Genomic DNA, 12734 nt, shown 5'->3' with positions numbered 1-12734 from the left:
CCGAATCACCCCGCCGGGGCTGCGCGTACGCTGCCCCAGCATGAGCAACAGTCTGTTGAATTCCGCGGAGAACCCCCCGGCGAAGACCGCGGTGGTGACGGGCGCCGGTTCCGGCATCGGCCGTGCGGTCGCGCTCGCGCTGGCCGGTGCGGGCTGGTCGGTGGCGCTCGCGGGCCGCCGCCACGGCCCGCTGGCCGAGACGGCGGCCCTGGCCGGTGAGCACGCCCGGGTACTCGCCGTCCCGGCCGACGTGACCCGTCCCCAGGACGTGGACGCGCTGTTCTCCTCCGTACGGGAGTGGGCCGGCCGCCTCGACCTGCTGTTCAACAACGCGGGCACGTTCGGCCCCGGCGGGCCCGTCGAGGAGCTGGCCTACGAGGACTGGCGCGGGGTGGTCGACGTCAACCTGACGGGGGCGTTCCTGTGTGCGCAGGCCGCGTACCGGCAGATGAAGGAGCAGGACCCGCGGGGCGGACGGATCATCAACAACGGTTCCGTCTCGGCGCACGCGCCGCGCCCGCACTCGGTGGCGTACACCGCGACGAAGCACGCGATCACCGGCCTGACGAAGTCGCTGTCGCTGGACGGACGTCCGTACCGCATCGCGTGCGGCCAGATCGACATCGGGAACGCGGCGACGGACATGACGGAGCGGATGCGGACGGGCACCCTCCAGGCCAACGGCGAACTGGCCGTGGAGCCGGTGATGGCGGCCGGTGACGTGGCCCGGACGGTGCTGCACATGGCGGAGCTGCCCCTGGAGGCGAACGTCCAGTTCGCGACGGTGATGGCGACGGCGATGCCGTACGTGGGGCGGGGCTGAGGGGGCGGGCCGGGCACCGGCGGCGGAAGCGGCCGGGGCCCGGCCCAACCGGCGGCCGCCCGGCGGGAATGCCCGTGGCGGGCGGGGGGTTGAGGCGCACATGAGTGATCTCCCCGCAACGGACATCCTGCGATACACCGCGTTCTCCGCCGACCCCGAGGGCGGCAATCCCGCCGGGGTGGTGCTCGACGCCTCCGCTCTCGACGAGGCCGCCATGCTGGCCGTGGCGGCGGACCTCGGCTACAGCGAGACCGCCTTCCTGACCGGGCGGACCGAGGCGTCGCAGCCCGGTGCGCGCGGTTACGCGGTCCGCTACTTCAGCCCGAAGGCCGAGGTGCCGTTCTGCGGCCACGCCACGGTCGCCGCCGCCCTCGCGCTCGCCGAGCGGGACGGACCGGGCGAGGTGGAGTTCGCCACCCCCGCCGGTACGGTGCCGGTCACCGTGGTCGACGAGGGCGGCGAGCTGCGGGCGACGCTCACCAGCGTGGAGCCGCGCGTCGAGGACGTGGACGCGGGCGACCTCGCGGAGGCGCTGGCGGCACTGGACTGGCCGGCCGCCGACCTCGATCCGGCCCTGCCGCCCCGGATCGCGTACGCCGGGGCCCGCCACCTCGTGCTGGCCGCCGCCACCCGAAAGCGGCTGGCCGCGCTGCACTACGACTTCGCGCGCCTGGAAGCGCTGATGCACCGGCTGGACCTGACGACCGTGCAGCTGGTGTGGCGGGCGTCCGACGCGGTGTTCCACGTCCGCGACCCGTTCCCGGTCGGCGGGGTGGTGGAGGACCCGGCGACGGGCGCGGCGGCGGCCGCGTTCGGGGCGTACCTGCGGGAACTGGGCCTCGTGCCGGAGGCCGCCGTGCTGACCCTGCACCAGGGCGAGGACATGGGGCGCCCCGGCACGCTCACCGTGACGCTGGGGGCGGGCGACGCGCGGGTGCGGGTGAGCGGGACCGGCACCCGGCTGCCGGACCCGGCCTGACGCGGGGCCGGTCCGCGTCAGCCGTTCCCCAGGGCGCAGGTGAAGACGGTGTCGCCGTCCTGCACCGCGCGCACCCGGAGGCCGTCCGGCGCGGGCCGGGCCTCGATCCAGCAGGGGCGGTCCAGCTCCACGTACCGGAGGAAGTCGGAGCGCAGGGTGACCGGGAGGAAGCCGGGCACGGTGGCGTTGGCCGCCTGCCGGGCCGCCTCCAGGAGCAGGATGCCGGGCACGTGGTCGTTGGGGCGGCCGAACAGCGTCGGGTGCCCGGTGTCGAGTCGCAGCGGCCAGCGCCCGGGGGCGACGGGGGGTGCGAGGACGACGTCCCGCTCGGCGGCCCGCCCCGCGGTGCCCGGTGCGAGCGCCGGGAGCGGGGGCACGGGGGCGGCGGCGGGCCGGTGGCCGCGCAGGCGGTGGTAGGCGGCGGCCGAGGTGCAGCTGATCCGCGAGCCGCAGACGGCGAGCACCGCCCCGGCCCGGCGCAGCAGGAAGTCGACGCGCATCGAGCCGAGGCCGCGGCCCCGGCGGCGGATGTCGGAGCAGTTCACCTCGACCATGACGTCCCAGGGCTCGTCGTCGAGCACGAGGTGTCCGGCGGCGGTGGTGTAGTGCAGCTCCCACATCACGAAGGCGTCGCCGAGCGGCACCCCGAGTTCGGCGTGGCAGACGAGCATCGCCGCCTGCCGCATCGTTTCCGCGATCAGCAGCGGGTCCTGGTGGCCCCCGGCGGGGGCGAAGAAGCGGTGGGCGCGCGGCCAGTGCGCGGGCACGCAGAACCGGGTGTCGCCCAGCCGGGCCACGCCGGTCGGGAAGAGGTCGCGCGCGTCCGGACGGTGGGCCATCCGTCCGAGCTCCTCCCCGGTCACGCGTGAGGAGAACTGGACCATGGGGCGCCCCCGGAAAGACTGCGGTTCGATGGGCCGGGATGCCCCCGGCCCGGCTGTGACCTGGCCAGTTTGCCCCGGCCCGACCCACAGTTTCCAGCCACCCCCTTGAGCCGGCCCCTAGGGTGAGTGGAGTTACCGACCGTGATCGATGCGACAGGAGTGCCCCATGTCCGTTCACCGTGTGGTCCCGAACATCCCGATCGGCGCGGGTGACGCCGGGACGGACGCGTCCGCCCTGCGGGAGAACACCGCGTTCTACGGCCTGCTGGGCTTCGAGGAGGTCATGAACCATGGCTGGATCACGACCCTCGCCTCGCCCACCCAGCCGGCCGCCCAGATCAGCTTCATGACCGAGGACGCGACCGGCCCGGTCAACCCGGACCTCAGCGTGGAGGTCGCCGACGTGGACGCGGTGCACGCCGCGCTCGTCCGCGAGGGCGCGGAGATCGTGTACGGGCCGCACGACGAGGAGTGGGGCGTGCGCCGCTTCTTCGTACGCGACCCGAACGGCCGTGTGGTGAACGTCCTGACGCACCGCTGAACCGCCGGCTCGTGGCCGCGTTCGCCCTGCGCCGTTCGGGTAGCCCTCGCCCGGGTACACGCCGCTGGTGACCGGTGCGGCCGGGCGCCGGGCCCATGATGGCCGGTGGCCGCCGGGCCGGGCACGGACCGGGCCGATCGGGAGGGTGTATGACGTCGTTGGACGAGCGACCGGGTGCGGCAGCGGTGGACGGCCGGGAGCGGCGGGCGACCGAGCGCCGGGTGAGCGGGGGCGCGAGAGTCCTCAAGCTGATGTCGACGACCGACCACAAGGTCATCGGCGACATGTATCTGGTGACCTCGTTCGCGTTCTTCCTGTTCGCCGGGGCGCTGGCCATGGTGATGCGCGCCGAGCTCGCCCGCCCCGGCATGCAGATCGTCTCCAACGAGCAGTACAACCAGCTGTTCACCGTGCACGGCACGATCATGATGCTGCTGTTCGCCACCCCGACGTTCACCGGTTTCGCCAACGCGATCATGCCCCTCCAGATCGGGGCGCCGGACGTGGCGTTCCCCCGGCTGAACGCGTACACGTACTGGGTGTACCTCTTCGGCGGTCTGATGGTCGTCTCGGGGTTCCTGACGGCCAACGGGGCCGCCGCCTTCGGCTGGTTCGCCTACGCGCCGCTGAACGGGCCGGTGTTCTCGCCGGGGGCGGGCGGCGACCTGTGGGTGATGGGGCTCGTGGTCTCGGGCCTGAGCACGATCCTCGGCTCGGTCAACTTCATCACCACGATCATCTGCCTGCGCGCCCCGGGCATGACGCTGTTCCGGATGCCGATCTTCACCTGGAACGTGCTGTTCACGTCGATCCTCGCGCTGCTCGCCTTCCCCGTGCTGACGGCGGCGCTGCTGGCCCTGGAGGCGGACCGGAAGTTCGGCGCGCACGTCTTCGACGCGGCCAACGGCGGGGCACTGCTGTGGCAGCACCTGTTCTGGTTCTTCGGCCACCCCGAGGTGTACATCGTGGCGCTGCCGTTCTTCGGGGTGGTCACGGAGATCCTTCCGGTGTTCAGCCGTAAACCCGCCTTCGGCTACGTGGGCCTGGTCGGTGCCACCATCGCCATCACCGGGCTCTCGGCGACCGTCTGGGCGCACCACATGTTCGCGACGGGCGGGGTGCTGCTGCCGTTCTTCTCGCTCATGTCGTTCCTGATCGCGGTGCCGACGGGCGTGAAGTTCTTCAACTGGATCGGCACGATGTGGCACGGTTCGCTGTCCTTCGAGACACCGATGCTCTGGTCGCTGGGCTTCCTGGTCACCTTCCTGCTCGGCGGGCTCACCGGGGTGCTGATCGCCTCGCCGCCGATGGACTTCCATCTGACGGACACGTACTTCATCGTGGCCCACCTGCACTACGTCCTGTTCGGGACGATCGTCTTCGCCACCTTCGCCGGGTTCTACTTCTGGTGGCCGAAGTTCACCGGCCGGATGCTCGACGAACGGCTGGGGAAGATCCACTTCTGGACGCTCTTCGTGGGCTTCCAGCTCACCTTCCTCGTCCACCACTGGCTGGGCGAGCAGGGCATGCCACGCCGGTACGCGGACTACCTGGCCACCGACGGGTTCACCACGCTCAACACCCTGTCCACCATCGGGGCGTTCCTGCTGGGCCTGTCCACGCTGCCGTTCCTGTACAACGTGTGGAAGACCTGGCGCTACGGGGAGCGGGTCACGGGCGACGACCCGTGGGGCTGGGGCCGCTCGCTGGAGTGGGCGACCAGCTGTCCGCCGCCCCGGCACAACTTCCACGCGCTGCCCCGTATCCGCTCCGAGTCCCCGGCGTTCGACCTGCACCATCCCGAGGCGGCGGCCACTCCGGCGGGGAGGGATGGCCGATGAAGGCCGAGGCGTGGCTGTTCACCGGGGTGGCGCTGTTCTTCGCGGTCACCTGCACGGTGTACGCGGTGTTCGCACCGGACCCGGCGGGCATCGCGGCGCTCGCCGTGTCCGGGCTGATGGCAGCGTTGATCTCCGCCTTCCTGTGGCGGCAGGCCCACCGTTCGGCCCCGCGTCCCGAGGACCGCCGGGACGCGCGCGTCCAGGAGGTGAGCGGCCGGCGCGGGTACTTCCCGGCGCGCAGCTACTACCCGGCGATCAGCGCGGCCGGCACCGCGCTGCTGGGCCTCGGCACCGTCCAGGGCCTGTGGCTGTTCCTGATCGGGGTCGGTGTGCTGGTCCCGGGCGTCTACGGCTTCGTCTTCCAGAACCCCGACCCGGCGCGCTGATCCTCCGCCCCGCGCGGCCCGGCCAGCAGCTCGCGGGCCTCCCGCTCCTGCTCCGGCGTCAGGCCGGGGCGGACCTGGTCGCGGTAGTACCAGTGGCTGAGCCGCGACCGCAGCCGCCGGACGAGCCGGGTGCGGGCGGAGGCCCGCCGGGGCGCGGGGACGTCCAGCGGCCTGGGCAGCTCCCGCGCCAGCAGGACGTACCGCTTCTCCTCGGGCAGCGGCGCGTGCTCGGGGTGGAAGCCGCCCTCCACCGACTGCTCGACGCCCCCGGTCTCCTCGCCGTCCTCCAGCAGCTCCCGGTCCCGCGCCTGGAGCGCCAGGCAGAGCCGGCCGGTCACCATGAAGGCAACCGGCGGCAGGACGAACAGCGCGACCCGGAACGCCCAGGTCAGGCCGTGCACGGGCACGTCGAAGACGTAGGCGATCACGTCCTGGCCCCCGGCGAGCAGCAGCACCGCGTAGGCCGTGACGGCACCCACGCCGAGCCCGGTGCGGACCGGGCGGTCGCGGGGGCGGTCGCAGAGGTGGCGCTCGCCGGAGCCCCCGGTGACCCAGCGCTCGAAGAAGGGGTACGCGTACAGCACGAGGAAGAGCGCGCCGGGCAGCAGCACGCCGGGGACCAGCGGGTTCCACATCAGCGTGTGGCCCCACAGCCGGGTCTCGACACCGGGCATGAGCCGGAGGGCGCCTTCGAGGAAGCCGACGTACCAGTCGGGCTGGGAGCCGGTGGAGACCTGGTCGGTGCGGTAGGGGCCGTAGTCCCAGACGGGGTTGATCTGCGCGAGGGCGCCGAGCAGGGCGAGTACGCCGAAGACCATGAAGAAGAGGCCGGCCGACTTCGCCGTGTACTGCGGGAAGAACGGTTTGCCGACGACATTGCGCCCGGTGCGCCCCGGGCCCGCCCACTGGGTGTGCTTCAGGTGGACGACGAGCAGCAGATGCAGGCTGATCAGGGCGAGGAGCAGCCCGGGGACCAGCAGGATGTGGACGGGGTAGAGCCGGGAGACGATGTCCTCGCCCGGGTACTGGCCGCCGAAGACGAAGAAGCTCACATAGGTGCCGACGACCGGGATCGACAGCATGATGCCCTGCGCGGTGCGCAGCCCGGTGCCGGACAGCAGGTCGTCGGGGAGGGAGTAGCCGGCGAAGCCCTCCAGGAGGGCGAGGAGGAACATCGTCACCCCCACCATCCAGTTGACCTCGCGTGGCCTGCGGAAGGCGCCGGTGAAGAAGACCCGCAGCATGTGCACGCCGATCGAGGCGACGAAGACGAGCGCCGCCCAGTGGTGGATCTGCCGGATCAGCAGCCCGCCGCGCACGTCGAAGCTGATGCGGAGCGTGCTGGCGTACGCCTCCGAGGTGCGGACTCCCCGGAGCGGGCCGTACGAGCCCGTGTACACCGACTCGGCCATCGACGGCTGGAAGAACAGGGTCAGGTAGACCCCGGTCAGCAGGAGCACGATGAAGCTGTAGAGGGCGAATTCGCCGAGGAGGAAGGACCAGTGGTCCGGGAACGCCTTCCGCAGCAGCGCCCGGGCGGCCCCGGCGAGCGGGAGCCGGGCGTCCACCGCGTCCGCCGTCCGCGCGCCCGCGCTCCGCGCCCGGTCCTTCATGTGCCTCTTGCTCTTCGCCAGCAGCACGAGTCGCCTCTCCGTCGGCCGGTTGTCCCCTGGCGGGGGTCCGACGGAAGGGGTACCCCCGCATCCGGTGTTGTCACGGGTCGGAGGCGGGGTTACGCGCAACGGCACCGCCTCCTTGCGCCGCTCGGCCGAGGCGAGGACCCCCGGCCCCGGCGTGCGGCCCCGCCTCCTCAGCTTCCGGTCAGCCGCCGCACGGCCTCTGCCGTCTCCGCCGCCCCGTCCTCCGCGGCCATCCGCTTCGCACCCCGCGCGGCGGCCTCCGCGTACGCCTCCTGCCGCACCACGCGGTCGAGGGCGTCGGCGAGGCGGTCGGCGGTGAGGGCGCGGAAGGGGACCGGCGCGCAGGCGGCACCGGTCGCGGCGAGGCGGCCGGCCCAGAACGGCTGGTCGGCGGTCACGGGCACGGTCACCGCGGGGACCCCGGCCCGCAGCGCGGCGGCCGAGGTGCCCGCCCCGGCGTGGTGGACCACGGCGGCCAGGCGCGGGAACAGCAGGGCGTGCGGGACGTCCCCGACGGTGAGGACGTCGTCGCCCTCGGCGGCGAGCCCGGCGCTGCCGGACTGGAGGATGCCGCGCAGCCCGGCGCGGCGCAGGGCCCGCACGGCGAGCTCGCTGAGCCGGTCCCCCTCGCCGGCCGCCATGCTGCCGAAGCCGATGAGGACGGGCGGGGGTCCGGCGCTCAGGAAGTCCGCCAGCTCCGGCGGGAGTTGCTCGTCCGGGTCGTGGTGGGGCCACCAGTTGCCGACGACGTGCAGGCCGGGGCGCCAGTCGGCGGGCCGGGGCACCAGGGCGGTGCTGAAGCCGTGCAGGACGGGCCAGTCGGCGCGCTCCCGGCGCCGGCGCGTGTCGGAGGGCGTGGCCGGGGGCAGCCCGAGCCGTTCGCGGAGCGCGGTCACCGCCGGGGCGTACAGGCGGTCGGTCATGCGCAGCGCGAAGCGCCCGGCCAGGCGGTTGCCGGTGCGGCCCAGGGAGCGGGTGCCCGTGACGACGGGCGGGAAGTCGCCGGTCGGTGCGGTGGGCTGGAGGTACACCCCGATGCCGGGAATGCCGGTGGCCTCGGTGAGGTGCCAGCCCAGCGGGGCGGTCGTGGTGGAGAGCAGCAGCAGGTCCGTGCCGTCGGCCGTCGCGTCGGCGAACCCCTGGCCCAGGTCCGTGATGAACGCGGAGGCGGCCCGCATGAGTTCCCGCTTGTCGCCGCTCCCGCCGCCGCCCTGCGCCGGGTTGCCGGGGAGGGCGCGGAAGTCGAGCCCGGCGGCGCGGACGAGGGGCGCGAAGGTCTCCGTGGTGGCCAGGGCGACGTCGTGGCCGGCCGCGCGGAGTGCGGCGCCCAGGCCCGTGTAGGGGGCGATGTCACCGCGCGATCCGGCTGCGGCGATCAGTATTCTCATGGTTCTCCTCGGCTCGTCGGTTCTCCCAGGCCCGTCGGTCCTCCGCTCACCGGCCTGCCCCGCCGTCCGTGCGGCGGGCCGCGTTGGCGTGGACGGCCTTGCACAGGTACGCGGCCAGGCCGGGGCGCTGCCGGGACGGCGGTACGACCAGGGCGAAGGCGCGCGGATCGGCCGCGAAGTCGTCCGCGATGCGCCGGTGCATGTCGGACGGGCAGGCGGTGAACCAGCGGGAGATGTGCAGCCGGTGCTCCTCGGCGAGGTCCATGGCCCGTTCGCCGTCGCTCGGTTCGCCCTCGTCGAAGGCCGCCAGCAGCTCGGCGCGCCAGGCCGTGGCCTCGCCCATGAGCTGCCGCCAGTCCTCCTTGGTGTGCGCGGCGGCCCGGGCCATCGACTCGCGCTGCCCCGGTGTGTCCGCCCACTTGAGCGCCGCCTCGGTGGCGTAACTCAGGTCGGCGGTGATCTCGCCGAACACCTCGAAGCGCTCCCGGGGGGTCAGTGGGACCCCGGTCCGCTGCACCTCGATCGCCCGCTGGGCGACCTCGGAGAGCCGCCGCAGTCTGGCGATCTCCGCCTCCAGCTGCTCCTGCCGGGCCCGCAGCTGGTCCAGCGCGTCGGCCTGCGGGTTCTTGAAGATCTCGGCGATCTCGTCCAGCGGGAAGCCCAGTTCGCGGTAGAAGAGGATCTGCTGGAGCCGGACCAGGTCCTCCTCGCCGTAGAGCCGGTAGCCGGCCCGGCTGCGCGCGCTGGGCGAGAGCAGCCCCGCCTTGTCGTAATGGTGCAGCGTGCGCACCGTCACTCCGGCGAAGGCCGCCACCTGCCCCACGGAATACGTCATCCACCCGCCCCTTCCTCGCGACCGATCATCGAGCCTGACGTAAGGGGAGGGTCAAGCCGTGCATCCTGGACGCCGTCCACAGCTTCTCGCTGCGCCCGGGCGGGGGCGGGGCGGCGGGCACTGCATGACGTGCCCGTTGATCCGTGAACCGGTGAGCTTCTGAGGTTACGGAGACGGCCCGGCGGGGGATGTCGCTCCCCCGCCGGGCCGGTCGGGCGGTCAGGCGCAGGCGCCGAGGTCCTCCCAGACGCCCCAGTCACCGGTGGTGCCGGGCTTGTCGCCCTGCACCCACCACTTGGCGCGCCAGGTGTGTCCGTCGTAGGAGACGGTGTCGCCGCCGGAGTAGACGGCCTCGGTGCTCCACAGCGGCACGGAGCAGGCGCCCGGCTCGCCGGTCTCGCCGCCGTCGCCGTCACCGCCGCCGGGGTTGCCGCCCTCGTCGCCGCCGCCGGTGCCGCCGATGTTGACGTCGACGCAGGCGTAGAAGGCGTTGGCCGTGTCGGCGACGTTCCAGACGGCGAGCACCTTCTGGCGGCCGGTGAAGCTGCCGAAGTCCACCTCCTGGCTCACGTCGGCGGGCGGCTGCGCGTGGTTGCCGGCGAACTCGGCGATCTTCTGGTCGCCGATGAAGTACTGCCAGTTCTCGGTGGCGTGACGGGCCGTGTGGTGCCAGGTGAAGGTGAACTTCTGGCCGACCGGGGTGACCTGCCAGCCCTTGTTGTCGTCGTCCAGCTCGGCGAACGCCGCGTTGCCGCCGCTGCAGCTCTTGAGTCCCTTCGGGCCCTCGACGCTCTGCGGCTCGTACTTGATCTGGCCGCAGTCGACGACGCCGGACGCGCACTGGGCCTGCCGGCTCGTCGGCGCGGTGACCCAGCCGTGGGCGCTGGCGGTGCCCGTCTGGACGCCGAGGGCGAGCACGGGGGCGACCAGCGCTCCGATGGAAACGGCCATCCGTCGCTTGGTGTTCATGCCACATCACTTCCTTTGCTCGTACGGAGGCCGGGCGTTCACCTGCGGCACACGAGGACCCCTGGGTCTGGACCTGGCCGATGCAGGTCTAGACCTTAGTGGTGAACGAGACCCGGTCAAGGGGGTGAGCCGGGCCGGTTCGCGCCTCCGCTTTTCAGCGTCGAGTGGTTCGCCACCGAAGCTCTCGCGGCGTCACTTTTAAGTGATCCTTAAGCCGCTGGTCACCGGTGCCGGCCGGCGGCCCGGCGGCGCGACGATGTGCGCCGAAGAGCTCACACACCATCAAATTGGTCTAGTCCTAATCTCGTTGGAATCGTTGACGCGCAGGTCACGGGCCGGTTATCACTGCTCCAGCCCATCCACAGCACCACCCGCTCCCCCCGCTGGAGGCCGCACGTGCACCCCCGTAAGACATTGATCGCCGCGCTCCTGAGCACGGCCCTCGCCACCGGCGGCCTCGCCGCGACCTTCGGCACCGGCTCGGCCCAGGCGGCCGACGCTCCGGCTTCCGCTTCGCCGGGCGGCGTGCGCATCGCGTACTACGACCAGTGGAGCGTCTACGGCAACGCCTTCTACCCGAAGCAGCTCGACACCCGGGGCATCGCCGGCAAGCTGGACATCATCAACTACTCGTTCGGCAACATCCACCCGACGGACCTCACGTGCTTCGAGGCCAACAAGGCGGCGGGCGACGACAACAACCCCAACGCCGGTGACGGCGCGGGCGACTCGTACGCCGACTACCAGAAGTCCTTCAGTGCGGCGGACAGCGTCGACGGCGTCGCCGACAAGTGGGACCAGCCGATCGTCGGCGTGTTCAACCAGTTCAAGGAACTGAAGGCGAAGTACCCCCACCTGAAGATCAACATCTCGCTGGGCGGCTGGACGTACTCCAAGTACTTCAGCGACGCGGCGAAGACGGACGCGAGCCGCAAGAAGCTGGTCTCGTCCTGCATCGACCAGTACATCAAGGGCAACCTGCCCGTGGAGGGCGGCTTCGGCGGCCCCGGCACGGCGGCCGGCATCTTCGACGGCATTGACATCGACTGGGAGTACCCCGCCTCCGCGGGCGGCCACCTGGGCAACCACTACGCCCCCGAGGACAAGCGGAACTTCACCCTGCTGCTCGCCGAGTTCCGCAAGCAGCTCGACGCGTACGGCGCCGCCAACGGCGGCAAGAAGTACCTGCTGACCGCAGCCTTCGGGGCCGGCCAGGACAAGATCGCGAACATCGAGACCGACAAGATCGGCCAGTACCTCGACTACGCGAACCTGATGACGTACGACATGCACGGCGCCTGGGACGGCGACGGGCCGACGTACCACCAGTCCCCGCTGTACTCCGGTTCCAACGACCCGTCCGACCCGGTCGCGCCCGGCACCGAGAAGTACTCGATCGACAACGCGGTCGACTCCTGGCTCGACGGCAAGCCGGCCTACGGCATCGCCGGCGGCTTCCCCGCGAACAAGCTGACCCTGGGCTACGAGCTCTACTACCGCGGCTGGAAGGGCGTCCCGGAGGGGACCACCCACGGCCTGACCCAGTCCGCGACCGGCGGCTCCTCCCCCCGCCCGCTGAGCCAGCAGGCCGGCATCGCGCACTACAAGGAGCTGGGCGGCATCGTCGACAACCCGGCGACCACCTACTGGGACGACGAGGCCAAGGCGTCCTACTTCTACAAGGACGGCGAGTTCTTCACCGGCCTGGACCAGAAGTCCATCCAGGCCAGGGCCGACTACGCCAAGCAGCGCGGCCTGGCCGGCGCGATGATGTACTCCCTCCTCGGCCTGGACGAGAAGACGACCCTGCTGAACCAGATCAACACCGCGATCGGCGGCACCACCACCGAGCCCACCACCCCGCCGACCACCGACCCGACGGACCCGACCACCCCGCCCACCACCGACCCCACGGACCCGCCGGCCGGCGACTGCGGCACGGTCCCGGCGTACGTGGCCGGCACGGTCTACAACTCGGGCGACGTGGTCGCGTACAACGGCCGCACGTACAAGGCCCAGTGGTGGACCCAGAACGAGACCCCCGGCAGCACCGGCGACTGGGGCGTCTGGAAGGACCAGGGCGCCTGCTGAACAGCCCCACCCGACGCGAGCCCCCCACCGGCCACCGGCGGGGGGCTCCCGCGTTGAACGACCGGCTGCGCCGCTCTCCCACGAGGGCGAGGGCGGAGAACCGACGGAGAAGTAGCCGCCCCCGAACGGACCCGGGCCCCCGTCAGGAGCGACGGGGGCCCTGTCGGCGTTCCCGGGGGGCGGCGGGATGACGGTACGTAAGCGCGTTGCCGTTCTCCGTATCCGCGTAGCGCTTATCTCTTCCTTACTCGATTTTTTTTCCACGCACACGCTTGCGCCGCCGATGACCCTCTGGAAACATGCCTCGGGATCACAGGCCGCACAATCAACAACTTTCACATCCGGTAGGCGGGCTTC

General features: G+C 72.1%; 11 protein-coding genes. 6 read left to right on the top strand and 5 right to left on the bottom strand.

All coding sequences use genetic code 11. From position 1 onward, the window contains the following. Positions 1-40 precede the first annotated feature (40 nt). Both ACFUJY_RS33630 and ACFUJY_RS33625 read left to right on the top strand, forming a co-directional pair. Positions 41-823: an SDR family oxidoreductase gene (locus ACFUJY_RS33630; protein WP_383306702.1), complete on the top strand. Its 783-nt coding sequence runs from the start codon at positions 41-43 to the stop codon at positions 821-823. Positions 824-923: 100 nt separating this feature from the next. Continuing rightward, entirely contained in the window at positions 924-1802 is an 879-nt protein-coding gene (locus tag ACFUJY_RS33625) for a PhzF family phenazine biosynthesis protein (protein WP_383306700.1), read from the top strand. 17 nt (positions 1803-1819) lie between these two features. On the opposite strand, the gene ACFUJY_RS33620 is transcribed toward ACFUJY_RS33625, so the two are convergent. Then, positions 1820-2641: a ScbA/BarX family gamma-butyrolactone biosynthesis protein gene (locus tag ACFUJY_RS33620; protein WP_383306698.1), complete on the bottom strand. Its 822-nt coding sequence runs from the start codon at positions 2639-2641 to the stop codon at positions 1820-1822. 211 nt (positions 2642-2852) lie between these two features. Here ACFUJY_RS33620 and ACFUJY_RS33615 point away from each other — a divergent pair, with 211 nt between their 5' ends. The 3 genes from ACFUJY_RS33615 (at position 2853) to ACFUJY_RS33605 (ending at position 5454) form a co-directional block, all read left to right on the top strand. After that, on the top strand, positions 2853-3227 hold the full coding sequence (locus tag ACFUJY_RS33615) for a VOC family protein (RefSeq protein WP_383306696.1): 375 nt from the start codon (positions 2853-2855) through the stop codon (positions 3225-3227). Between the two features lie 149 nt (positions 3228-3376). Continuing rightward, positions 3377-5068, top strand: coding sequence for a cytochrome c oxidase subunit I (gene ctaD, locus ACFUJY_RS33610; RefSeq protein WP_383306694.1), 1692 nt, complete (start codon positions 3377-3379; stop codon positions 5066-5068). Then, entirely contained in the window at positions 5065-5454 is a 390-nt protein-coding gene (locus ACFUJY_RS33605; RefSeq protein WP_383306692.1) for a cytochrome c oxidase subunit 4, read from the top strand. The genes ctaD and ACFUJY_RS33605 overlap by 4 nt, the downstream gene beginning before the upstream one ends. On the opposite strand, the gene ACFUJY_RS33600 is transcribed toward ACFUJY_RS33605, so the two are convergent. The 4 genes from ACFUJY_RS33600 to ACFUJY_RS33585 all read right to left on the bottom strand — a co-directional run bounded on the left by ACFUJY_RS33600 (position 5415) and on the right by ACFUJY_RS33585 (position 10286). After that, the gene (locus tag ACFUJY_RS33600; protein WP_383306690.1) at positions 5415-7094 is read right to left on the bottom strand and encodes a cytochrome bc complex cytochrome b subunit; all 1680 of its coding nucleotides are present in this window, start codon (positions 7092-7094) and stop codon (positions 5415-5417) included. The genes ACFUJY_RS33605 and ACFUJY_RS33600 overlap by 40 nt on opposite strands. Before the next feature lie 170 nt (positions 7095-7264). Further along, positions 7265-8482, bottom strand: a complete 1218-nt coding sequence (locus ACFUJY_RS33595; RefSeq protein WP_383306688.1) for a glycosyltransferase — start codon at positions 8480-8482, stop codon at positions 7265-7267. Positions 8483-8528: 46 nt separating this feature from the next. Next, positions 8529-9317 (bottom strand): MerR family transcriptional regulator, encoded by a 789-nt coding sequence (locus tag ACFUJY_RS33590; RefSeq protein ID WP_383306686.1) that lies wholly within the window; start codon positions 9315-9317, stop codon positions 8529-8531. 219 nt (positions 9318-9536) lie between these two features. Next, positions 9537-10286, bottom strand: a complete 750-nt coding sequence (locus ACFUJY_RS33585) for a lytic polysaccharide monooxygenase (RefSeq protein ID WP_383306684.1) — start codon at positions 10284-10286, stop codon at positions 9537-9539. A gap of 396 nt (positions 10287-10682) precedes the next feature. Here ACFUJY_RS33585 and ACFUJY_RS33580 point away from each other — a divergent pair, with 396 nt between their 5' ends. Continuing rightward, a complete protein-coding gene (locus ACFUJY_RS33580; RefSeq protein ID WP_383306682.1) occupies positions 10683-12377 on the top strand; it encodes a glycosyl hydrolase family 18 protein in 1695 nt (564 codons plus the stop codon). The last annotated feature ends 357 nt before the right edge of the window (positions 12378-12734 follow it).

Origin of the sequence: Streptomyces sp. NPDC057249 (assembly GCF_042669245.1) — a bacterium.
GTDB lineage: Bacteria > Actinomycetota > Actinomycetes > Streptomycetales > Streptomycetaceae > Streptomyces.
Note: the sequence above shows the minus strand (reverse complement) of the source record. Positions and strands in the feature narration are given on the sequence as shown.